Source organism: Azohydromonas aeria (assembly GCF_009760915.1).
Lineage (GTDB): Bacteria > Pseudomonadota > Gammaproteobacteria > Burkholderiales > Burkholderiaceae_C > Azohydromonas > Azohydromonas aeria.
This window is the reverse complement of the sequence record NZ_VIDQ01000016.1, coordinates 1-22,072: the sequence shown is the minus strand read 5'-3', so window position 1 is coordinate 22,072 and position 22,072 is coordinate 1. Positions and strand designations below refer to the sequence as shown.

The window sequence follows — 22,072 nt, the reverse complement described above, 5'->3', positions numbered from 1 at the left end:
GCATGCTGAAAGCGCGCGTCCCGCGGCGCCCGGACACGGACTCCGCGCCGCCCAGCCCAAAGGACACACCTCGATGGAACTGCTGACCGACCCGCAAGCCTGGATCGCCTTCCTCACGCTCACCGCGCTGGAGTTGGTGCTGGGCATCGACAACATCATCTTCATATCGATCCTGGTCGATAAGCTGCCGCGCGAGCGGCGCGAGTTCGCGCGGCGCCTGGGCCTGTTCATGGCCATGTTCATGCGCATCGGGCTGCTGCTGCTGCTGTCCTGGATCATCGGCCTGGTCGAGCCGCTGTTCACGGTGCTGGGCCAGGAGATCTCCGGGCGCGACCTGATCCTCATCCTCGGCGGCCTGTTCCTGGTCTGGAAGAGCACCGGCGAGATCCACCAGTCGCTCGAAGGCGAGGAAGGCCACGAGTCCAAGGCCGTGGCGTCGAGCTTCGGCGCCGTGATCCTGCAGATCATGATCATCGACCTGGTGTTCTCGCTCGACTCGATCATCACCGCCGTGGGCATGGTCGACGAGGTCGCGGTCATGATCGCCGCCGTCGTCGCCTCGGTCGGGATGATGATGGTCTTCGCCGGCCCCATCGGCCGCTTCGTCTCCGACCACCCGACCATCAAGATGCTGGCGCTCTCCTTCCTGGTGGCCGTGGGCGTGGTGCTGCTGGCCGAGGGCTTCGGCCACCACGTGCCCAAGGGCTACATCTACTTCGCCATGGCCTTCTCGCTGATTGTGGAGATGCTCAACATCCGCCTGCGCAAGCGCGCCGCGCAGCCCACGCACCTGCACTCGGCCTACAGCCCGGACGACGCCCAGCCGCCGCGCTGAACACCCTGGGCGGCGCCAAGGCGCCGCAGCACCGCGCCACGCGCTGACTGACGGGGCCGCCCTCGGGGCGGCCCCTTTCGTTTCATGGAACCCGGCATGCAGCCGCATGCAATGCCAAGGCGGGATGCGGCGCCTACAGTGACCTGCATGGACACCACCACCTCCGCCACCACCCCTGACACCGTCCGCCACCCGCGCAGCGTCGAACGCCTGGTGACAGGCATGCCGACGAGCGATGGTGCAGGGGTAAAACTCACGCGCGTGCTGACGCAGCCGCTGCAGCGCCGGCTCGACCCGTTCCTGATGCTCGATGCCTTCGGCACCGACAACCCCGACGACTACATCGCCGGCTTTCCCGATCACCCGCACCGCGGCTTCGAGACCGTGACCTACATGATCGCCGGCCGCCTGCGCCACCGCGACAGCGCCGGCCACGAGGGGCTGCTGGCGGGCGGCGGCGTTCAGTGGATGACCGCCGGCCGCGGCCTGGTGCACAGCGAGATCCCCGAGCAGCAGGAAGGCCGCATGGAGGGCTTCCAGCTCTGGCTGAACCTGCCCTCGGACCGGAAGCTGTGCGAGCCCGGCTACCGCGACATCGCCTCCGGCGAGATCCCGGAGTTCACCAGCGCCGAAGGGGTGCGCGTGCGCGTCATCGCCGGCACGAGCCACGGCGTGGCCGGCGCGGTGCAACGCGAGCGCACCGAGCCGCTGTACCTGGATCTGCAGCTGCCGCCGGGCGCGGCCTTCGAGCAGGCCCTGCCGCCGGGACACAACGCGTTTGCCTACGTCTATCGCGGCGCGCTGGACATCGCCGGCACGGCCGTGCCGCTGCAGCGCATGGCGATCCTGCGCAACGAGGCCGGCAGCGACGGCGTGCGCCTGGCGGCCGGTCCCGAAGGCGCGCGCGCCCTGCTCATCGCCGGGCAGCCGCTGAACGAACCCATCGCGCAGTACGGCCCCTTCGTCATGAACACGAACGAGCAGGTGTTCCAGGCCGTGGAGGACTTCCGCGCCGGCCGTTTTGCCTAGGGTGAACCCTGACTTTTGGGCCCGCCGCGGCGGGCCCCTCCAGTAAGCTGCCCACCGGTTTTCACTGCCCCACCGCGCCGGCCGCGCGGACGACATGCCGCTGGACTTCTGGAACCTGCTGACGCGCCTGGGCGAAGCCCAGATCCTGCTGCCCGCCATGCTCGCCACCTCGGCGTGGCTGGCGCTGCGCTCGCACAAGCCGCACGCGGCGCTGTGGTGGGCCGCCTGCACGGGCGTGGCGGCGCTGCTGACCACCATCACCAAGGTGGCTTTCTTCGGCTGGGAGATCGGCTACGCGCCGCTGAACTTCACCGGCATCTCGGGCCACGCCATGTTCGCCGCCGCGGTGCTGCCGGTGCTGGCGCGCGTGCTGGTGGCCGACCGCGGCCCGCGCCGCCAACTCGCCGCGGAACTCACCGGGCTGGGGCTGGCGGCGCTGATCGCCTGGTCGCGCGTGGTGGTGCAGGCGCACTCGCCGGTGGAGGCCGTGCTGGGCTTCGTGCTGGGTGCCGCCGCCAGCTTCGTGGCGCTGCGCCGCATGCACGCGCCGCCGCTGCACGCGCCGCGCACGCTGGTGGCGGCGCTGGCGGCGTGGATGCTGCTCACGCCCGCCGGCGCCCCGCCCTCGCAAACGCACGGCTGGGTCATGCGGCTGTCGGTGGCGCTGTCGGGCCGCGACGAGCCCTACCAGCGCTGGATGATGCTGCGCGACTACCGCCAGGAGCTGCAGCGCCAGGGCCAGCCGCTGCCGCCCTTCTTCAACGGCCCGATGGTGCGCGGGCGGATGCGGCCGCTGGACTGAGCCGGGTTCGAGGCCGTTGGCGTACTACAAAAACCGTTCGGGCTGAGCCCTTCGACAAGCTCAGGAGAGCCCTGTCGAAGCCTCTGACGCGCCGGCATATCAGCGCCTGCCCTTCGACAAGCTCAGGGCGAACGGGAGGGGGTCAGCCTGACGAGGCTGACCCGGTCGCCCTCACAGGTCGTTGATGCGGGCGATCTTGGTGCCCTCGATGGTCAGGTTGTACATGAGCCCCGCGTTGGTCAGCGCGAAGGCGGCAACGTCGCCGCGGATCGAGTTGGTGTCCACCTCGCCGTTGGCGCCGATCTTGGCCAGCGCCACCGAGCCGTCCACGCCCGCGGTCCAGCCGTTGCTGTTGCGGAACTTGTCCAGCGCGGCCTGCGACAGGAACGCGATCACCACCGCCTTGGACTGCGCCCCGGCCTGGAAGCCGAAGGAGCCGCTGGCAGCGCGGTAGTAGCCCTGGGGACGGCCCCCGGCGCGCAGCACGCCCTCGCCGTACTCGCCGCCCACCACCAGGCCGGCGGCCAGGATGGAGGGGAACACCAGCAGCCCGTTGGCCTTGGACGTGACCTCGCGCGAGCCGCGCACCTGCTCGTGCAGCCGCGCCAGCGTGGCGTCGGCGCCGGCGTTGATATCGCGTCGCCTCGTTTCAGGCGACTTGTCGCCGCCGCGCGTCACGGCGCAGCCCGAGGCCAGCAGCAGCAGCGGCACGCCGGCCAGCGCGCCGAGCACGCCACGGCGGCCGGCGGCGGGCAACGGGGAATCGATCCGGGAGACGAGGTTGCGGTCCATCACGTGTCCTTTCCAGTTGCGTTGTTCTGGGCTTGCCGACGAAGGCATCGGCGCCGGCCGGCACCCGGGGTCTTTTCACGGCCCCGGTCCGGGCACCGGCACCCTGGCAAATGCGCTGCCCGCGCACCGGTGGCCAGCCCGCCTGGTCCCGACCGGCCACGCGGCCGGGTCGCGCGGCGCCACCATGGCGCGATGAGCCCCGCCGCGCCCGCACCGCCCGTCACCCTCTTCGGCGCCTTCGACCGCCACAACTTCGGCGACCTGCTGCTGGCCCGGGTCGCGGCCCGGCTGCTGCGCGGGCGCCCCGTACGCTGCGCCGGCCTGGCCGCGCGCGACCTGCGCGCCGACGGCGGGCACCGCGTGCGGCCGCTGGCGCAATGCGCGCCGGCGCGGGATGAGCCGCCCGCGCCGCTGCTGCACGTGGGCGGCCAGCTGCTGACCTGCAGCGCCTGGCAGGCCGCCGCCATGCTGCTGCCGCCCGAAGAGGCCGGCGCCGCCATCGCCTGGCTTGCGCCGCGCGCGCTGGCGCGCCGGCGCTGGACGCGCGCCTCGCTGGGCCTGGACGACCAGGTGCCCTACCTGCTGCCGCGCGCGCTGGCCGGCCGCTTCGCGCCCGTGCTAGCGCTGGGCCTGGGAGGTGCCGGGCTGGAGCACGGCCCGCGCCGCCTGCGCGCCGAAGCGCTGGCCAAGCTGCGCGCCATGGACGCCGTGGCGGTGCGCGACGCGGCCACGCAGGCACTGCTGGCCGCGGCCGGGGTGCGGGCGCGGCTGCTGCCCGACCCGGCCGTGCTGACGGCACGGCTCTTCGGCGCTCCCATCCGGCGCCGCGCGGCGCGCGGCGAGATCGCGGCGCTGCGCTCCCGCTTCGGCGGCGGCTACCTGGCGCTGCAGCTCGCGGCCGAGTTCGGCGACGACGCCACCCTCGACACGCTGGCACGGCGGCTCGACGCCGTCGCCGCCGCGCACGACTTGGGCCTCGTGCTGTTCCGGGCCGGCACCGCGCCCTGGCACGACGACGCCGCGGTGCTGCGGCGCCTGGCCGCCCGGCTGCGCGCGCCGGCCGCCGTGATGGACAGCGTCCATCTCTGGGACCTCTGCGCGCTGCTGGCCGGCAGCGCGGCCTACTGCGGCAGCAGCCTGCACGGGCGCATCGTCGCCACCGCCTTCGGCCGCCCGCGCCTGAACCTGCTGCCGCCGCAGGGCGGCGCGGACAGCGTGGAAGGCGCGGCCAAGCACCGGGCCTACGTCGAGAGCTGGGAATTGCCGGGACTGCCGGGCTGCGTGGCGGTGGCGGACGCGGGCGAGGCGCTGCGGGTGGCGTTGGCGGCGGACCCGGCGCGGCTGCGCGCGCATGGGCACGCACTGGCAGCGGCGTTCAGGGCGGGTTTTGAGGGGGAGTTCGCGCCGTGGCTGCGCCCGGGCTGAGGTCGCCCTACCCCGCCATCCGTATCCAGCCGTTCTCTTCGCTCACCACCGCGTCCGCCACCAGCCGCCGCACCGTCTCCCGGGCGAATTCATGCCGCTCCTGCGGCGTGGCCCGCTCGCCCGGCGCCAGGCGCAGCACCGGCGTCTCGACGATCCAGCGCTCCAGGTCGGCGCGCGGCACGGCGCGGTGCTCCAGCAGGTGGTAGGTGACCAGCGCCCGGGCGGCGTACTGGTGGTGCTTCGCCGGCGCGGCCATGAAGGCCTCCAGGCGCCGCCGCGAAGCCTCGATCGCCGCCGCCGCGTCGGTGAAAGCCTCGCCGTGGCCAGGCAGCACCACGCGCGGCGCCAGGCGCTCGATGCAGTCCAGCGCCTGCTGCGCCGCCTCGAAGCCGGAGCGGCCCACCAGCTCCGGGAAGATGATCGCCAGCCGCCCCTCCCACAGCGCGTCGCCGCTCACCAGCGTGCGGCTGGCCGGCTCGAACAGCAGCACGGCATGCGGGTCGTGGCCGGGCGCGGCGTGGATCTCCCAGTCGTGCAGCCCCAGCCGCACCGTCGTGCCCGGCACCAGGAAGCCGTGCGCCTCGAAGGGCTCGAACTGCTGGTCCATGTCGGTGAAACCCAGCGCGCGCGCGTCCCAGGGCCGCAGGTGCGGCGCGTAGCCCGCGGGCACGCTCAGGTGCGCCTGCGGCCAGCGCCGCAGCAGCGCGGCGTTGCCGCCGCAGTGGTCCGAGTGCAGGTGCGTGTTGAGGATGCGCGTCAGCGGCCGGGCCCCGAGCGCATGCTCCAGCAGCGCCACGGTCTGCGCGCCGTGCGTGACGTAGCCGGTGTCCACCACCGCGGCGCCGTCCTCGGCACCCCCTTCGAACAGCACGTTGTTGGCCGAGAGCCAGCCGCGCACGAACAGCCGGGCGCCCAGGCGGCGCAGGGTGTCGGCGGGGGTGTCGGGCGAGGCGCTCATGCGGTGCTTTCCAGAAGGTGGGACGAAGGCGGCGCGAGCATAGCCGCCGGCCTTTTCCCTGGCGGCGCGGGATGGCCCGCGCTGCCTACCATGCCCCGCGCCGGCCGCTGCTCGAAGTCAGGGCCGCGGCCCCCCCTCTTCCGCATCACCCCCGACCAAGGACACACACGCATGGCACGCATCGGATTCATCGGCGCCTCGGGCCTCATGGGCCACGGCATGGCGAAGAACCTGCTCGCGCGCGGCCACGAGCTGCGCCTGACGGTGCACCGCAACCGCGAGCGCGTGGCCGACCTGCTCGCCGCCGGCGCCGTCGAGGCCCCTTCGGCCGCGGCGCTGGCACAGGACAGCGACGTCGTCTTCGTCTGCGTCACCGGCTCGCCGCAGGTCGAGGCCGTGGTGACCGGCGCGGGCGGGCTGCTCGCCGGCGCGCGGCCCGGGCTGCTGATCGTGGACTGCTCCACCAGCGAGCCCGGCTCCACCGCGCGGCTGCGCGAGGCCTGCGCCGGCGCCGGCGCGGTGCTGGTGGACGCGCCGCTGGCGCGCACGCCCACCGAGGCCGAGGCCGGGCGGCTCAACGTCATGGTCGGCGCCGAAGCCGAGGTGTTCGCGCGGCTGGAGCCGGTGCTGCGCTGCTTCGCGGAGAACGTGTTCCACGTCGGTGGCCCGGGCGCCGGGCATACGGTGAAGCTGCTCAACAACTTCATCGGACAGGCCATCTGCACCGCCACGGCCGAGGCCTTCGCGGTGGGGCAGCGCGCCGGGGTGGACCTGTCGCGGCTGGTGGAGCTGCTGTCGGCCGGGCCGGTCAACTCCGGGCTGTTCCAGGCCATGGCCAAGGGCCTCGGCGGCGACTTGGCCGGCATCCGCTTCGGCCTGGACAACGCGCGCAAGGACCTGCGCTACTACACCCACCTGGCCGAGGACCTGGCCGTGCCCAGCGTCATGGGCGAGGCGGTGCACCAGTCGCTGACGCTGGCCAGCGCACTGGGCCACGGCGCCAAGTACGTGCCCTCGCTGCTGGAGGCGCAGGAGCAGCTCAGCGGCGCGCGAATCGTGCCGCGCTGAGCCGGCGCAGCGGCCACTGCGGGCGGCGGCCCGCGGTGGCCGGCGTCTGGCCCAGCCGGTCCGCGGCGAAGTCGCGCACCCTGTACATCAGCCACAGCAGCGCCAGGAAGCCGAAGAACAGGTAACTCTGCAGCGGGTTGGCCCACGTCGGCGCCAGTTCCTGCGCCGACGGCCAGAAGCGCGAGCACAGCAGCCAGCTCACGGCCAGCAGCGCGAGCAGCATGCGCCGCTCGCGGGGCTGCGACCACTCCAGCAGCAGCAGCGCCAGCACCGGGAAGGCCACCACCAGGCCGCCGTAGTGGTGCTCCCAGGCGATCGGCGAGGCCATGGTGAAGCTCAGCGCGGCAATCAGCACGTCCACCACGCTGAAATTCGCCGCCCTGAACTTGTGGAACAGGCAAAAGCCGACCAGCAGCGCCGAGGTCAATATCGTCGCGGCGTGCACCACCGCGTGGTAGGGCGGGAATCCGCCGGATTCCCACTGGGTCGAATCACCATTGCCCAGCAGCCGGTTCAGCAGCCCGTTGACGCTTTGATTGGGGTAATAGGCCTCGCCGTGCCGGCTCATGAACGAGAGCACCGACAGGTAGTCCAGGTTGTCGCGCCAGCCGAAAAAGGCCAGCGACATCGCCGCGCCGGTGAAGGCCACCGCGCACCAGCCGGCGACGAAATGCCATTGCCGGCGCAGCAGCGCCCAGGGCAGGAACAGCGCGAACTGCGGCTTGAACAGGCACACCAGCGCCACCAGCATCCCGGCGGCGAAGGGCCGGTTGAGCATCCAGGCCAGGCAGGCCAGGGCGAACCAGGCGTTGAGCCAGGCCTGCACCTGCCCCAGGCTGTAGGCCTTGAGCTGCGGGTAGAACAGCAGCGCCGCCACCGCCGCCACCGCCCACACGCCCCAGGCCGGGCCCTGCGGCACCAGCGCGCCGGCACCCGCGGCAACGCGGCGCCTGAAGGCCATCACCGCGACCTGCGCCACCGCCAATATCTGCAGCACCACGCAGATGCCGCTGACGAAATTCAGCGTGCGGTTGCCCAGGAAAATGCCCAGCTTCTCGGCAAAATAAAAAGGCAGCAAACTGGTGAGCAGATACTGGAATTTTATTTTCTGGTCAAAGAATATTTCCTGGTAGGCCGGATCGTCACGCGGCCCGCGCAGCACGGCATAAGCCTGGCGCATGTGGCGCCACGAATCGTCGGTGGCATGGCCGCGCAGCCATTTGCCCAGCTCGCCCAATGCGGACCTGGCATAAAGAATCTGGTGAATACCGTCGATGACGACGACGCCGGCCACGATCAGCAGCAGCGCCCGGAAAATGAATCCAGGCTGCAGTTTCAATTCGTTCATCGGTCGTCCCCGGGAGAGCCAGTGCGCCAGCACCCAAGGGCGGCCGGCGCGGCCAGCATGCCGGCCCTGCGCCAGGGCCGTCCGTGTCCGTGCGTTGAAGCCGGTCACAAAATTTTTTCACGCCGGCCCTCAACAGCACGGGCTCCGGGACGAAGAGGGGTCATCGCCGCGGAGCCGGCCCTGGCCCCGGACGGCGCGTCCTTGCAGGTGTTGTAGATGTCCTCGCGCTCCAAGAAGTCCTTCCCGCTGCTGGCCCTGGCCGCCGCCACGCTGTTGTCCCTGCAGGCCATGCCGGCCGCCGCCTTCCAGCGCGGTGTCACCCCGGGCGCCGCCGCGGTGCAGGCGGTGACGGACCGGCTGATCGTGAAGTACCGCAGCGCCGCCGGTGCCGACGCGCCCGGCGCGTCCGCGCAGGCGCGCGCCAAGGTGATCGCGCAGCAGCGCGGCGCCAGGCTCGGCCACCTGCGCCGCCTGGCCGACGGCGCCCACGTGTTCCAGCTCGACCGTGCCATGACGCTGGCCGAGCTGCGCCGCATGGGCGAGGAGCTGCGCAACGGCGACGCCGACGTCGAGTACGTCGAGCCCGACCTGATCGCGCAGCCGCAGTACACCCCCAACGACACCAGCTACGCCCAGCAGTGGGCCCTGTTCGAGGCCACCGCCGGGCTGAACCTGCCCACCGCCTGGGACAAGTCCACCGGCGCCGGCGTGGTCGTGGCCGTGATCGACACCGGCGTGCGCCCGCATGCCGACCTCAAGGCCAACCTGCTGCCGGGCTACGACTTCATCACCAGCACCAGCGTTTCCAACGACGGCACCGGGCGCGACGCCGATGCGTCCGACGCCGGCGACTGGACCACCGCCGGCCAGTGCTACATCGGCTCGGCGGCCACCAACAGCAGCTGGCACGGCACGCACGTGGCCGGCACCGTTGCCGCCGTCACCGGCAATGCGCTGGGCGTGGCCGGCGTGGCCTTCGGCGCCAAGGTGGTGCCGGTGCGGGTGCTGGGCCGCTGCGGCGGCTACAACTCCGACATCGCCGACGGCATGGTCTGGGCCGCGGGCGGCAGCGTCTACGGCGTGCCGGCCAACCCCAACCCGGCGCGGGTGCTCAACCTGTCGCTGGGCGGCTCGGGGCTGTGCTCCACCACCTACCAGAACGCCGTCAACGCCGCGCGCGCCCGGGGCGCGGTGGTGGTCGTGGCCGCCGGCAACGCCAACGTCGATGCCGCCAACACCGCGCCGGCCAACTGCGCGGGCGTGGTCACGGTGGCGGCGGTGGGCCGCACCGGTGCCAAGGCGTCCTATTCCAACTACGGCGCCGTGGTGGACCTGGCCGCGCCGGGCGGCGACAGCGGCGCGGGCATCCTGTCCACGCTCAATGCCGGCACCAGCACGCCCGGCGCCGACAGCTACGCGTACTACATGGGCACGTCCATGGCCACGCCGCACGTGGCCGGCGTGGCGGCGCTGATGCTCTCGCGCAACCCGACCCTCACGCCCGACGACGTCGAGACCCGCCTCAAGGGCGCCGTGCGCCCCTTCCCCGGCGCCTGCAACGGCTGCGGCACGGGACTGCTCGACGCCAACGCCGCGGTGGACGCGGCCGGCACCGGCACGGTGGCCACCTCGCCCACGCCGACCCCGACCACGACCACCTCGCCGGCCCCGACGACGTCCACCACGACGACGAAGAAGGGCAAGTAAGCCCCGGTCGGCGCAGCGCGCCGGCTGGCTGAATGGCTGAAACATCCTGCGGCGACGGTTTCCTTCGAAACTTCCGCTTGCCTGGAGGACCGGAGCCGGGCGGTTGACCCGGTGCGCCCCCGGCGCCTCCACTGACGGCCTGCCCTGCGCGGGCCGTTTTTCCTCGTGCACGCCGCGGCAGCCCTTCGCAACGGCCCCAGGCGTCCATGTCACCGCAGTCCTCCCCCTTCCGCCTTCGCGGCGCCGCCCTGGCGGCCGCGCTGCTTCCCCTCCTCCTGCTGCAGGCCCGTCCGGCCGCTGCCTTCGAGCGCGACGGCGCACCGGCGTCGGCCGCCCTGTCGGCGCCCGCGGCCACCGACCGGCTGATCGTCAGGTACCGCAGCGCCGCGCGCCTGGCCGCGCCGCTGGCCGCCGCGCAGCTGCGCGCCGAGGCCGCGGTGCAGCGCCACGGCGTGCGGCTGTCGCACCTGCGGCGCCTGGCCGACGGGGCGCACGTGTTCCGGCTGGACCGGCCGCTGGAGGCCGAGGCGCTGCGCCGCCTGGCCGACGACCTGCGCAACGGCGACGCCGACGTGGAGTACGCCGAAGCCGACGCGCTGATGCAGCCGCAGTGGGAACCCGGCGACGCGCGCCATGCCGAGCAGTGGGCGCTGCGGGACGCCATGGCCGGCATCCGCGCCCCGACCGCCTGGGACAAGTCCACCGGCGCCGGCGTGGTGGTGGCGGTGATCGACACCGGCGTGCGAGCGCACGCGGACCTCAGGGTGAACCTGCTGCCCGGGCGCGACTTCATCACCGACACCTTCATAGCGCGCGACGGTGACGGCCGCGACGCCGATCCGTCCGACCCCGGCGACTGGACCACGGCCGGGCAATGCGCCGGCGGCAGCGCGGCCAAGAACAGCAGCTGGCACGGCACGCACGTGGCCGGCATCGTCGCTGCTGCCGCGGGCAACGGCATCGGCGTGGCGGGCGTGGCCTTCGGCGCGAAGGTGCTGCCGGTGCGCGTGCTGGGCCGCTGCGGCGGCTACACCTCCGACATCGCCGACGCCATGGTCTGGGCCGCCGGCGGCAGCGTGGCGAACCAGCCCGCGAACCCGACGCCGGCGCGGGTGCTGAACCTGTCGCTGGGCGGCGGGGGCAGCTGCAGCCAGACCTACCGCAACGCCATCGCCACGGCGCGCGCGCTCGGCGCGGTGGTGGTGGTGGCCGCGGGCAACGGCAACACCGACGCCGCGCTGACGCAGCCGGCCGGCTGTCCGGGGGTGATCGCGGTGGCGGCAACGGGGCGCGGCGGCGGCAAGGCCTCGTACTCCAACTACGGCGCGGCGGTGGCGCTGGCGGCGCCGGGCGGTGACGGCAGCGGGCGCATCCTGTCCACGCTCAATGCCGGCACGACCGTGCCCGGGGCGGACAGCTACGCGGCCCTGATGGGCACCTCGATGGCCGCGCCGCACGTGGCGGGCACGGCGGCGCTGATGCTCGCGCGCCATCCCGCGCTCACACCCGACCTGCTGGAGGCGCGACTGAAGGACTCGGCGCGGCCTTTCCCGGCGGCCTGCGCCGGCTGCGGCAGCGGGCTGCTCGATGCCAACGCCGCGGTGGACGCCGCCGGCGTGGCGGCGGTGGCGCCCGCGGCGCCGGTGCAGGTGGCCGAGGTCGAGCCCAACAACCACATCGCCCGCGCCCAGCCGCTCGCGCAGCTGCCGGCCGTGGTGCAGGGCGCGCTGCGCGCCACGGACGACCTGGACCTCTACGCCGTGCAGCTCGGCGCCGGCCGCAACCTCACGGCGCGGCTCACGCCCAACGCCGAGGCCAACCACGACCTGGTCGCCGTGGACGCGAACGGCACGCGGCTGGCCATCAGCACCCTGGGCGGCGCGCAGACCGACACGGTGCAGGTGCGCAACACCGGCAGCGCGGCCATGACGGTGGTGCTGCGCGTGCGCTGGGGCAGCGGCGCGGCGGGGAGCTACCGGCTGGAGGTGGACGAGGAGTGAGGGGGGCGGGCCGGTGGCCGGTTGGCCCGGGCGGTCCGCGCCCTCACTTCACCGGAATCCTCGTCCCCCCGTCCACCGGCACCACCGTGATGCTGTTCTGCGGCGAGCCCTCGATGAGGCGCTCGGAGTAGGTCAGGTAGACCAGCGCGTTGCGCCGCGCATCGACCATGCGCACCACGCGCAGCCGCTTGAACACCAGCGAGATGCGCTCGCTGAACATCTCCTCCTGCCGGGGCAGCGGCCGGCCGTCGGGGAAGCTGATCGGGCCGACCTGGCGGCAAGCGATGGAGGCGTCGGACTTGTCCTCGGCGATGCCGATGGCGCCCTTGATGCCGCCGGTCTTGGCGCGCGAGACGTAGCAGGTCACGCCCGGCACCTTGGGGTCGTCGTAGGCATCGACCACGATCTTGTGGTCCGGGCCGATCAGCTTGAAGACGGTGTCCACCTCGCCGATGGCCTCGGCGCGGGCCGCGGCGGCAGCGCAGGCCAGCAGCGGCGGAATCAGCAGCAGGCGACGGAATTTCATGAGGAGGGGCTCCCGGGGTTGGTGTCAGGGGGCTGCGCCGTGCAGGGGCGCGCCGCATGCAGCCCATTGTCACCAGCGCCGGCCTGGGCCGCGGCATGCGGTACAAGGCCCGCCATGCGCGTGCCGCGGACACGCAAGGAACCTGCCCATGAGCGACGAGAACCAGATCTACCTGCCCGACTCCTTTTTGTCCCTGTACCGCGACGCGCGCCAGCGCCTGACCGCGCCGCTGGCCGAGGTGCGCGCGCGCTACGAGCTGTGCGAGGACCTGGCGCAGCAGCTCGACGAGCACGCGCGCAGCCGCAGCATCCACGCCCACGGCTCCGAGCCGGAGTTGCTGCTGCGCTACCACGCCGGGCTGGCGGATGCGGCATCCGGCTTCAGCGCCGCCGAGGCGGCCTGGGTGGTGAAGCGGCTGTCGGAGCTGCTGGGCTGGGAGTGTCCGGATCTGCCCGGCGACCCGGCACGCGAAACTTGAGCCGGCCGCGGCCCACCGCCGGCGCCGGGGCCGCGGTGCGCAGGCCACCGGGCACGGCGGTGTGGCCCTCGCGCAGCAGCTGCTCGTAGCTGGAGATCACCTGCGCGCCGAACAGCAGCACCGTGGCGGCGATCTCCAGGCTCAGCAGCACGACGATGGCGGTGGCCAGCGAGCCGTAGACCACGTTCACCTTGGACAGCGTCGAGAAGTACAGCACCAGCAAGTGGCGGCTGATCTCCCAGCACACCGCCGCCGTGACGCCGCCGATGAGCGCATGGCGCCAGCGCAGCCGCCCCACCGGCATGACCATGTAGATGGCGCTGAGCACGAGCACCTCGCCGGTGAAGCCCAGCAGGTACAGCAGCGCCGCCGAGAGCCCGTCGAGCCCGAAGTTGCGGCCGAACAGGTGCACGGTGTCGGTGCCCAGCGTCTGCAGCGCGCCGGCCACCAGCGTGATGAGCAGCAGCCCCAGGCCCAGCGCCACGATGCAGGCGTAAGGCAGCAGCGCCGAGACCAGGAAGTGGCGGCGCCGGATGGCGACGCGGTGCAGGAAGATCACCGACATCGCGTTCTCCAGCACCGTGAAGGCCAGCGAGCTGAAGAACAGCATCGTCGCCAGCAGCAGCACGCTGACCGTGTCGCGGTTCCTCAGGAAAACGTCGAGCTCGGCGACCAGGGGCGCGCTCTGCCCCGGCAGCAGCCACGCCAGGTAGCGCGCGAGCGTGGCCAGCAGCTCGGCCGGGTTGACCAGGTGCGACAGCGCGATCACGCACAGGATCAGCAGCGGCACCAGCGACAGCAGCGCGTAGTACGCCACGGCGCCGGCCAGCAGCAGGCCCTGGTTCTTGCGGAAGGCGCCCAGGCACTGGGCCAGGAAGCGGCCCGGGTGCTGCAGCACCTGGTTGAAGGCGCGCGACATGGGCGCGCTGGAGCAGGGAACGGGCCCGGGGCGGGCGCGCCCCGGGCGTCAGGGTGTCAGGGGGTGGTCAATGCGCCACGTCCTGCGGCCCGGCCGGCGTGTCGTCGATGTCGCGGCCGCCGCTGGCGGCGTTGCGGATGACGCTCTGCGCGGTCAGGAACGCGCGCGTCTCGGCCACCGGGTTGCGCCGCGCCTGCGCGTCCTCGCCGGGCGGGATGTGGTTGGTGAGCCGGGCATGAGCCATGCCTTCGAGCAGGCACACGCCGGTGACGCGGTCCCACAGCCAGTAGAAGCCTTCGAGCAGCGTGACGATCTGCACCGGCGTGGCCGTCACCAGCGTGTGGCGGTAGCCATCGCTGTCGTAGAGGGACTTGGTGACGTCGATCTGGAGCTTCTTCATGGCGAGAGGTGCGAATCGGAGAGCCGGCGCTGTCCGGCGATGCGCAAGCATGAGGCCGGCGGCCCGGTGGCCATGGCCGGAAAAGCGCGGCCCGGCGCGGGCAGTTCGGCGCTTCCCCGGGCCCCCGGCGCGGCGGGCATGATGGCCGCCGTGAACGACGTCACGCCGACCCTCGATCCCGCCTCGGTCCAGCGCCAGGCGGCCCTCACGCGCATGAAGCGCATCGCCCTCGGGCTGCTGCTGGGCGCGGCCGTGCTGTACGCGCTGGCCACCGTGCTGCACCACCGCTGGCCCGGCAGCGGCTGGCACTACCTGGCCGCCTTCGCCGAGGCCGCCATGGTCGGCGCGGTGGCCGACTGGTTCGCGGTGGTGGCGCTGTTCCGCCATCCGCTGGGGCTGCGCATTCCGCACACCGCCATCATCCCGAGCAACAAGGCGCGCATCGGGCGCAACCTGGCCAATTTCATCTGCAACAACTTCCTGGGCACGCCGCAGGTGCTGGCCAAGCTGCGCGAGTTCGACGCCGCCTCGCGCCTGGCGGCCTGGCTGGCCGACCCGCGCCACGCGGCGCAGCTGGCCGAGCACCTGGCGGCGGCCGCGCGCTACCTGCTCTCGACGCTGGACGACGAGCGCGTGCGCCACTTCCTGCGCGGCAGCGTGCTGTCGCGGCTGGAGCAGATCGACGTCTCGGCCGTGGCCGGCGAGCTGCTGGCGCTGCTGACGGCCGAGCGCCGCCACCAGGCACTGCTCGACGAGCTGCTGCAGCAGCTCGCGGCGCTGCTGGAGGACGAGGGCATCCAGGACAAGATTTCCGAGGTCGTGGCGCTGGAGCTGAAGATGCTCAAGCTGCTGGGCCTGGACGCCGTGGCCGGGCGCATCGCCACGCGCAAGCTGATCTCGGCGCTGGGCAACCTCATGGCCGAGATGGGCGCCGACCCGGAGCACCCGCTGCGGCTGCGCTTCGACGACTTCATGGCGCGCAGCATCGAGCGGTTGCGCGAGGACCCGGCGCTGCGCGAGCGCGGGCGCGAGCTGCAGAGCGAATGGCTGCGCCACCCGGCGCTGGGCCAGTACCTGCACGGGCTGTGGGACCAGCTGCTGGCCTGGCTGCAGGCCGACCTGCAGCGCTCCGAATCGACGCTGCGCCTGCGCGTGGCCGAGGGCGCCCAGGGGCTGGGCCAGCGGCTGCAGCAGGACGCGGCCATGCGCGAGTGGATCAACGCGCAGCTGATGCAGGCCGCGCCGGCCTGGATCGAGCGCTACCGCGAGGACATCCGCGCCTACATCACCGCGCGCGTGGACGCCTGGCCCACCGAGGAGCTGACCACCGAGCTGGAACGCAACATCGGGCGCGACCTGCAGTTCGTGCGCATCAACGGCACGCTCGTGGGCGGGCTCATCGGGCTGCTGATCCACTCGGTGACGGTGGCGCTGGGGGGGTGAGGGCGCATTGCCGCACAGGCAAGCATCCGCTCGGGCATCCCGTCAGCCACGACGCCTCGCACCCCGATCCGTCATTCCGGCGAAAGCCGGAATCCACGCGCACCGCTGCGGTGGAAAGGCCGGCGCAGGCACGTGCCCACGCTGGCCAACGAGGCGTTGCAGCATTCGTGGATTCCGGCTTTCGCCGGAATGACGAGGCAGGGGGCGGGACGCCCGTGCTGTCGGGATGCCAGCGCGCTCGGTTTTCCCGGACGCCAGTGCGCATGCGTGGACAGGACGACATCAGTGCTTCGGGCTGCCCGATGGCACTGCACCGACGGCTCGTGGACAGCGGCCAACGAAAACGGCGGCCCGCAGGCCGCCGTGTCGCTCCTAGGCGGCGCCCGCCCGGTCAGGACGGGCGCCCGGGGACGCGCACTCAGCGGTAGTACACGTGCTCGCCGTTGGCGGACTTCCAGCTGCGCTCGAAGTGCGCGGCGTCGTCCTCGCTGCGCGGCTTCACGCCCATGAGGATGCCGCCCTGCTTGATGCCTTCCTCGTAGTGCTTGACGCGCTCTTCCGGGATGCCCCAGCCGATGAGCGCGCCGATCAGGCCGCCGCTGGCGGCACCCGCGCCGGCGCCGGCCAGTGCCGCGGCGATCGGGCCGGCGATCACGACGCCCAGGCCCGGGATGGCCACCGAGGTGCCTACCGCCGCCACGGCCGCGGCAATCGCGCCGATCGTGCCGCCGATGGCGCCGCCGATGCCTGCGCCCTCGGCCGCCTTGTTGCCCAGCTCGGTCTGCGTGCCGGTGGTGGTGCTGTCGCTGCCGAAGTGGCGCTTGCGCGTCTCGTCGGACATCACCAGGTTCACGTCGTCCTTGGTGTAGCCGCGCTCATGCAGCGACTGGTAGGCGCGCTCGGCGCTGTCGCGGTCGCGGAACAAGCCGGTGACGTACGGGGAATCAGCCATGGTGTGAGCTCCTGTGTCTGGTTGCGGTGGGCGGCGCCACATGCCGCGGCGCCTTGGCCGGAGTCAGCAAGCCGCGCGCCCGTCCCCGCCAGCGCCCCGGGAGCATCGCGGCGGGCGCGGGTGTGATGGAGTGCATGCCGCCGCCGCGGCCGGCGCTCAAGACCGGCCCCGGCGCGGCCGAAGGAGGGACGAAGCCGCGCGCCGCGCGGCTCGCCACGAACGCCACCCGCCACGCCACCATGAAGACCACGCCGCTGCAGACCTACTTCCTCGGCCAGGGCGCCATCCTGATGGGCGCCTGGGGCATGGACGCCACCGGCTCGATGTGGCCCATGGCCTTCGGCGCCTCGGCCGGGATGATGTGCACCGTGCCGCTGGTGCGGCAGCTGCTCGCGCGCTGGCGCGCCAGCCGCTCGCGCTGAGAGGAAAGAAAAGGCGGCAGCCCCGGCCATACCGGGGCGCCGCCGGCCCGGCGGGCGCGGCACGGGGGTTGCCGGGCCTTCTTCACCCAGGCCCCGTCGGGCCGGGTTCGACCGGGAAAACGCCGCGATGAAACGCGTCTCCGTGCTGCTGAGTGTCCTGGCGCTGGCCGCGCTGGCCGGCGGCTGCGAGCGTCGGCGCTCCGACCCGCCACCCCCCGCGCCGCCGCGCGTTCCGGAACCGGGGGCACCGCGCGTGCCGGAGCCGGGAACGCCGCGACTGCCGGAGCCGCGCATGCAGGGTCCGAATGCCGGCGCCGCGCAGGCGGCACCGCCGGCACGGTGAGGGCCCGCGAAAGCCGGCTGCGGCCCGACCACGCGCCCACCCCATGCGAGTCTGGCTGCCGCTGCTGCTGAGTCCGCTGCTGGCCCTGGCGAGCCTGGCGTTCGCCTACCTGCTGGTCGGTCCGGGCTGCAACCGGCAGCAGGGTGTCCTGCTGCACCTGCCCATGGCCGCGACCTTCCTCACGTGCCTGGCACTGACGCTGTGGGCGGCGCGCGCGGCGCGGCGGCCGAGCGAGCCGCTGCCCTCGATGCTGCCCGACACGCCGGACCCGCTGGCGGCGCAGGAGCGCCGGCGCTTCATCGCCTGGCTGGCCATGGCCTGCGGGGCGCTGTGCTGCGTCGTCATCGCCACGCTGTGGCTGCCGCTGGCGGCGCTGTCGCCGTGCCCGGCCTGATGGGCCCTGCCGCCGCCCTGCTGCCGGCGGGTGCGGCGGGCGCGGGCGTGACCGGTGTCAGGCGCGGGGCTTGTCCCGCGCTGGTACGGCCGGTGCCTGCGTCTCCAGCCGCCGCAGCTGCAGCTCCGCCAGCGCCTCGTACAGCGGGCGGCTGATCTGGCGCGACACCAGGCTGGCCAGCAGTGCCGAGGCCATGAGGCTGAGCACCATGGCGTGGCCGGCGACCATCTCCATGACGATGATGAAGGCGGTGAGCGGCGCCTGCGTCACCGCGGCCAGGAACGCGACCATGCCCATGGCGATCAGCGCCGTGGCCAGTTCCGGGCGGCCCAGCAGCAGCGCCACGTCCTGCCCCACGCCGGCGCCGATGGACAGCGAGGGCGCGAAGATGCCGCCCGGCACGCCGCTCCAGGACGACAGCCAGGTCGCGGCGAACTTCAGCAGCACGAACACCCCCGGCTGGTGCCCGCCCACGGACTCGGTGCCCTCCAGCAGCGCGCGCGTGTGCTCGTAGCCGCTGCCGAAGGTGGCCCCGCCGGTGGCCGCGCCGATCACGGCCACGGCCAGCGCGCAGCCGGCGGCGAAGCGGATCGGGTAGCGCTGGCGCCAGGCGCTGAAGCGGTCGGCCGTGCCGGCCATGGAGGCCACCAGCAGCCGCGCGAACAGCCCGCCCAGCAGCCCGGCCGCGAGCGTGACCAGCAGTCCGGGCCCCAGCAGCGACCAGCCCAGCGCCGGCACGCGGATCACGCCGAAGTAGGCGAGATTGCCGAACACGGACACGGCGATCAGGCCGGCCAGCACGATGGCCGAGATCAGCAGCCCGCTGCTGCGCTGGTTGAGCGAGCGCGAGAGCTGCTCGATGGCGAACAGCACCCCGCCCAGCGGCGTGTTGAACGCCGCGGCCACGCCGGCCGCGCCGCCGGCCACCAGCAGCCCGTGCGCGCTGATGACGGTGCGCGGCGACAGCCACGGCCGCACCGCCAGCATCACGCCGGCGGCGACCTGCACCGACGGTCCCTCGCGCCCAAGCGAGAGCCCGGCCAGCAGCCCGGCCGAGGACAGCAGCACCTTGGCCAGGCTGATCTTCAGCGACACGAACAGGCCGTACTGCGCCGGCGGCGTGGCGGTGTCCAGCGCCGCCATGACCTGCGGGATGCCCGAGGCGCCCGCGCCCGGCAGCCAGCGCCGCGTGATGGCGGCGATCGCCGCCGCGCACAGCGGACCGGCCACGAACAGCGCCCAGGGCGCGTGGCGCCACAGCAGGTTGAAGGCGTGCAGGGCCTGCCCGGCCAGCCAGGTGAAGCTCACCACCAGCAGCCCGGCGGCGGCCGCCGCGGCCAGCACCAGCGCGCGGTCCAGCCACGGGCGCCAGTCCCCCAGCTCGGCGCGCAGGTTGCGCAGGATGTCGGGCTCGTGCTGCTGCATGGGGCGGCGGCAGGCCCGGCACGCGGGCGCCGCGGGTGGTGCTGGCTGGCTGGATGGCGGTGCGCCTCGCGCCAGCAAGGACCGGGCCCGCGGTAATGCGCTCCGGACAAGGACTGTTGCATCCGCCCGCACCGGAAAGCGTGCCCCGGCGGTGGCACGCTCCGGGTTTGATGCGTGGTTCCCCGGGACCTGCCCGAAGCCGATGAAGAAGCGTTCCCTGATCCTTGTCGTCGCCGCCGCGGGCAGCGTGCTCCTGGCCGCGGCTGCCCTCCAGCGCCTTGCCGAGCCCGCCGCGCCGCCGGCGCTGCTGCGGCCCCATGACCTGCAGCTGGTGGGCCAGGGCGAGCGCCTGTACCAGCAGCACTGCGCCGCCTGCCACGGCGCCCACCGCGAGGGCCAGGCCGACTGGCGCGAGCCCGGCCCCGACGGGCTGCTGCCCGCGCCGCCGCACGACGAGAGCGGCCACACCTGGCACCACCCCGACGCGCTGCTGTTTCGCATGACCAAGCTGGGCATCGCCCGCGCCGCCAACCTGCCGGACCACAAGTCGGCCATGCCGGCCTTCGAGGGCGTGCTCAGCGACGAGGAGATCGTGGCCGTGCTGTCGTGGATCAAGTCGAAGTGGCCGCCTTCCGTGCGGGAGAAGCACGACCGCCTCAATGCGCAGTACGCGGCGCAGGCGAAGAAGCCCTGACGGCGCAGCGCCGCCGGCCGCTCCGGTCCAATGAAGCGGTTTTGAATCGAGTGAAGGAGCGCGCCATGGCGAAGTCAGCGGCCAGGGATGGCGACCGGGATTACGAGGAGCAGGCGGTCGAGGGCGGCGTGCCGGTGAAGATGTGGACGCGCGGCGTGCCGGTGGAGGACGCCGCGCGGCAGCAGCTGGCCAACGCGGCGCGGCTGCCGGTGGTGTTCCCGCACGTGGCGGCGATGCCGGACGTGCACCTGGGCATCGGCGCCACGGTGGGCTCGGTGATCCCGACGGTGAAGGCGATCATCCCGGCCGCCGTGGGCGTGGACATCGGCTGCGGGATGATCGCCGCGCGCACCACGCTCGGCGCCGCCGACCTGCCCGACAACCTGGGCCCGCTGCGCAGCGCCATCGAGCACGCCGTGCCGCACGGGCGCGCGCCCGGCGCGCGCGACCCCGGCGCCTGGCGCGAGGCGCCGCCGCCGGTGGACGCGGCCTGGGCGCAGCTCGCGCCCGAGTTCAGGGAGCTGTGCCGGCTGCACCCGCGGCTGGAGAAGGCGAACCAGCGCACGCACCTGGGCACGCTGGGCGGGGGCAACCACTTCATCGAGGTCTGCCTCGACGAGACGGAAGCCGTGTGGTTCCTGCTGCACTCGGGCTCGCGCGGCGTGGGCAACGCCATCGGCACCCACTTCATCGAGCTGGCCAAGCAGGACGCGATGCGCCACCAGGCCAACCTGCCCGACCGCGACCTGGCCTACCTGGAGGAAGGCTCACGCTACTTCGGCGACTACGTGCGCGCCGTGGGCTGGGCCCAGCGCTACGCGGCGCTCAACCGCGAGCTGATGATGAAGGCGGTGGTTGCGGCCGCACGCAAGGTGATCCGCCAGCGCTTCGAGGTGCAGGAGCAGGCTGTGAACTGCCACCACAACTACGTGCAGCGCGAGCGCCACTTCGGGCAGGACCTGTGGGTCACGCGCAAGGGTGCGGTGAGCGCGCGCGCGGGGGAGCTGGGCATCATCCCCGGCAGCATGGGCGCGCGCAGTTTCATCGTGCGCGGCAAGGGCAACCCGGAGAGCTTCCACAGCTGCTCGCACGGCGCGGGCCGCACCATGAGCCGCACGGAGGCGAAACGCCGCTTCACGCTCGCCGACCAGCGCGCCGCCACCGCGGGGGTGGAGTGCCGCAAGGACAAGGACGTGATCGACGAGATACCGCACGCCTACAAGGACATCGACGCCGTGATGGCGGCGCAGGACAGCCTGGTGGAAGTCGTGCACACGCTGCGGCAGGTGGTGTGCGTGAAGGGGTAGGTGCGGGGCGCAACCACCTGGCTTCAGCAGGCCGTCATCCGCCCCCGCCCGGCAACGTCAGCCCCTCCTGCGCCGCGATGCGCTCCAGCGCCTGCTCGAACAGCGCGCGCGCCGTGCCGGCGACCTGGCCGAGATAGGCGTGCAGCGCGGCGTCGGCCGGGGAGCGGTGGGCACACTCGCCGCTGTAGGACTCGAAGCTGGAGAGCTGCATCAGCAAATCCGCCACGTGGCGCGGGCATTCGCAGGTGATGGTGTTGGACAGCGCGGCGAAGTCGGCCAGCGCCGCGTCGTCCCAGCGCCGCGGCGCCAGCACCAGCGGCAGCGCCAGCGGACTGCACGAGGCCTGCAGCCACGACGCCAGCGCGCGGTCGTCCTGCGGCGCGCGCAGCAGCGCCACGCCGGCGGCCTCGAAGGCCGCGATCAGCGACGCCGTGGCGAAGCCGTAGAGCACGTGCACCCGCTGCGCGCCGCAGCCCTGCGCCAGCGCCTGCAGCGGCGCCAGGTCCTGCGGCCGCAGTGACGCGCACTGCAGCAGCACGGCCTCGGCCTGCACCGGCTCGGCCAGCACGCCTTCGAGCACCTCCTCCAGCGTCTCGCCGCTGCGCACCGCCTGCGGCGCGCGGCCCAGCCGCGTGCGCAGCCCCGGCTGCTCCAGGCGCCTGACCAGCGCCGTGCCCACCACGACCACGCGCCACGACGCGCCGTCCGCGTCCCGCGGCGCCCGGGCCGCGGCACCCGCGTCATGGCCCGCGGCGGTGTCGCCGGCCGGCACGGCGGCACCGTCCGCCGACCCGTCCGGCACGCC

General features: G+C 73.3%; 23 protein-coding genes. 14 read left to right on the top strand and 9 right to left on the bottom strand.

The window, feature by feature from the left end; translation table 11 throughout:
* Window positions 1-73: 73 nt before the first annotated feature.
* The 3 genes from FJ694_RS12000 (at window position 74) to FJ694_RS11990 (ending at window position 2,666) form a co-directional block, all read left to right on the top strand.
* Complete coding sequence (locus FJ694_RS12000) at window positions 74-835, top strand: TerC family protein (RefSeq protein WP_157267472.1); 762 nt, start codon at window positions 74-76, stop codon at window positions 833-835.
* A 147-nt stretch (window positions 836-982) separates the two neighbouring features.
* Complete coding sequence (locus tag FJ694_RS11995; RefSeq protein ID WP_157267471.1) at window positions 983-1,864, top strand: pirin family protein; 882 nt, start codon at window positions 983-985, stop codon at window positions 1,862-1,864.
* 94 nt (window positions 1,865-1,958) lie between these two features.
* Window positions 1,959-2,666 carry a phosphatase PAP2 family protein gene (locus FJ694_RS11990; protein WP_157267470.1) on the top strand — a complete coding sequence of 236 codons (708 nt, stop codon included), beginning with the start codon at window positions 1,959-1,961 and terminating at the stop codon, window positions 2,664-2,666.
* Between the two features lie 171 nt (window positions 2,667-2,837).
* On the opposite strand, the gene FJ694_RS11985 is transcribed toward FJ694_RS11990, so the two are convergent.
* Window positions 2,838-3,458, bottom strand: coding sequence for a BPSL1445 family SYLF domain-containing lipoprotein (locus FJ694_RS11985; RefSeq protein WP_157267469.1), 621 nt, complete (start codon window positions 3,456-3,458; stop codon window positions 2,838-2,840).
* A 192-nt stretch (window positions 3,459-3,650) separates the two neighbouring features.
* On the opposite strand from FJ694_RS11985, the gene FJ694_RS11980 reads away from it, so the two are divergent.
* The gene (locus FJ694_RS11980) at window positions 3,651-4,883 is read left to right on the top strand and encodes a polysaccharide pyruvyl transferase family protein (protein WP_157267467.1); all 1,233 of its coding nucleotides are present in this window, start codon (window positions 3,651-3,653) and stop codon (window positions 4,881-4,883) included.
* Window positions 4,884-4,890: 7 nt separating this feature from the next.
* Here FJ694_RS11980 and FJ694_RS11975 read toward each other — a convergent pair whose 3' ends face one another.
* A complete protein-coding gene (locus FJ694_RS11975) occupies window positions 4,891-5,841 on the bottom strand; it encodes an MBL fold metallo-hydrolase (RefSeq protein ID WP_157267465.1) in 951 nt (316 codons plus the stop codon).
* 171 nt (window positions 5,842-6,012) lie between these two features.
* On the opposite strand from FJ694_RS11975, the gene FJ694_RS11970 reads away from it, so the two are divergent.
* The gene (locus FJ694_RS11970) at window positions 6,013-6,909 is read left to right on the top strand and encodes an NAD(P)-dependent oxidoreductase (RefSeq protein ID WP_157267463.1); all 897 of its coding nucleotides are present in this window, start codon (window positions 6,013-6,015) and stop codon (window positions 6,907-6,909) included.
* On the opposite strand, the gene FJ694_RS11965 is transcribed toward FJ694_RS11970, so the two are convergent.
* Window positions 6,881-8,257: a glycosyltransferase family 87 protein gene (locus FJ694_RS11965; RefSeq protein ID WP_157267461.1), complete on the bottom strand. Its 1,377-nt coding sequence runs from the start codon at window positions 8,255-8,257 to the stop codon at window positions 6,881-6,883. The two genes, FJ694_RS11970 and FJ694_RS11965, sit on opposite strands and share 29 nt — an antisense overlap.
* Before the next feature lie 216 nt (window positions 8,258-8,473).
* Between FJ694_RS11965 and FJ694_RS11960 the strand changes: the two genes are divergently transcribed.
* A complete protein-coding gene (locus FJ694_RS11960) occupies window positions 8,474-9,964 on the top strand; it encodes a S8 family peptidase (protein WP_157267459.1) in 1,491 nt (496 codons plus the stop codon).
* A 206-nt stretch (window positions 9,965-10,170) separates the two neighbouring features.
* Window positions 10,171-11,964, top strand: a complete 1,794-nt coding sequence (locus FJ694_RS11955; RefSeq protein ID WP_157267457.1) for a S8 family peptidase — start codon at window positions 10,171-10,173, stop codon at window positions 11,962-11,964.
* 43 nt (window positions 11,965-12,007) lie between these two features.
* Here the strand turns inward: FJ694_RS11955 and FJ694_RS11950 are convergent, their stop codons facing one another.
* The gene (locus FJ694_RS11950; protein ID WP_157267455.1) at window positions 12,008-12,490 is read right to left on the bottom strand and encodes a CreA family protein; all 483 of its coding nucleotides are present in this window, start codon (window positions 12,488-12,490) and stop codon (window positions 12,008-12,010) included.
* Window positions 12,491-12,638: 148 nt separating this feature from the next.
* On the opposite strand from FJ694_RS11950, the gene FJ694_RS11945 reads away from it, so the two are divergent.
* Complete coding sequence (locus tag FJ694_RS11945; protein ID WP_157267453.1) at window positions 12,639-12,968, top strand: hypothetical protein; 330 nt, start codon at window positions 12,639-12,641, stop codon at window positions 12,966-12,968.
* On the opposite strand, the gene FJ694_RS11940 is transcribed toward FJ694_RS11945, so the two are convergent.
* Both FJ694_RS11940 and FJ694_RS11935 read right to left on the bottom strand, forming a co-directional pair.
* Window positions 12,871-13,887: a YihY/virulence factor BrkB family protein gene (locus FJ694_RS11940; protein WP_157267451.1), complete on the bottom strand. Its 1,017-nt coding sequence runs from the start codon at window positions 13,885-13,887 to the stop codon at window positions 12,871-12,873. The two genes, FJ694_RS11945 and FJ694_RS11940, sit on opposite strands and share 98 nt — an antisense overlap.
* Before the next feature lie 67 nt (window positions 13,888-13,954).
* Window positions 13,955-14,287, bottom strand: a complete 333-nt coding sequence (locus FJ694_RS11935; protein ID WP_157267449.1) for a hypothetical protein — start codon at window positions 14,285-14,287, stop codon at window positions 13,955-13,957.
* Between the two features lie 150 nt (window positions 14,288-14,437).
* Between FJ694_RS11935 and FJ694_RS11930 the strand changes: the two genes are divergently transcribed.
* The gene (locus tag FJ694_RS11930) at window positions 14,438-15,730 is read left to right on the top strand and encodes a DUF445 domain-containing protein (protein WP_232539999.1); all 1,293 of its coding nucleotides are present in this window, start codon (window positions 14,438-14,440) and stop codon (window positions 15,728-15,730) included.
* A gap of 418 nt (window positions 15,731-16,148) precedes the next feature.
* Here the strand turns inward: FJ694_RS11930 and FJ694_RS11925 are convergent, their stop codons facing one another.
* Entirely contained in the window at window positions 16,149-16,682 is a 534-nt protein-coding gene (locus FJ694_RS11925) for a hypothetical protein (RefSeq protein ID WP_157267447.1), read from the bottom strand.
* A gap of 125 nt (window positions 16,683-16,807) precedes the next feature.
* Between FJ694_RS11925 and FJ694_RS11920 the strand changes: the two genes are divergently transcribed.
* The 3 genes from FJ694_RS11920 to FJ694_RS11910 all read left to right on the top strand — a co-directional run bounded on the left by FJ694_RS11920 (window position 16,808) and on the right by FJ694_RS11910 (window position 17,841).
* Complete coding sequence (locus FJ694_RS11920) at window positions 16,808-17,104, top strand: hypothetical protein (protein WP_157267445.1); 297 nt, start codon at window positions 16,808-16,810, stop codon at window positions 17,102-17,104.
* Window positions 17,105-17,231: 127 nt separating this feature from the next.
* Window positions 17,232-17,447 (top strand): hypothetical protein, encoded by a 216-nt coding sequence (locus FJ694_RS11915; RefSeq protein WP_157267443.1) that lies wholly within the window; start codon window positions 17,232-17,234, stop codon window positions 17,445-17,447.
* 43 nt (window positions 17,448-17,490) lie between these two features.
* The gene (locus tag FJ694_RS11910) at window positions 17,491-17,841 is read left to right on the top strand and encodes a hypothetical protein (protein WP_157267441.1); all 351 of its coding nucleotides are present in this window, start codon (window positions 17,491-17,493) and stop codon (window positions 17,839-17,841) included.
* 57 nt (window positions 17,842-17,898) lie between these two features.
* On the opposite strand, the gene FJ694_RS11905 is transcribed toward FJ694_RS11910, so the two are convergent.
* On the bottom strand, window positions 17,899-19,266 hold the full coding sequence (locus FJ694_RS11905; protein WP_157267439.1) for a chloride channel protein: 1,368 nt from the start codon (window positions 19,264-19,266) through the stop codon (window positions 17,899-17,901).
* A 202-nt stretch (window positions 19,267-19,468) separates the two neighbouring features.
* Here FJ694_RS11905 and FJ694_RS11900 point away from each other — a divergent pair, with 202 nt between their 5' ends.
* The gene (locus FJ694_RS11900) at window positions 19,469-19,960 is read left to right on the top strand and encodes a c-type cytochrome (protein WP_157267437.1); all 492 of its coding nucleotides are present in this window, start codon (window positions 19,469-19,471) and stop codon (window positions 19,958-19,960) included.
* Between the two features lie 65 nt (window positions 19,961-20,025).
* Window positions 20,026-21,267 carry an RtcB family protein gene (locus FJ694_RS11895; RefSeq protein ID WP_157267436.1) on the top strand — a complete coding sequence of 414 codons (1,242 nt, stop codon included), beginning with the start codon at window positions 20,026-20,028 and terminating at the stop codon, window positions 21,265-21,267.
* A 34-nt stretch (window positions 21,268-21,301) separates the two neighbouring features.
* Here FJ694_RS11895 and FJ694_RS11890 read toward each other — a convergent pair.
* On the bottom strand, window positions 21,302-22,072 hold a 771-nt coding region (locus FJ694_RS11890; protein ID WP_157267434.1), incomplete at its 5' end, for a MerR family transcriptional regulator.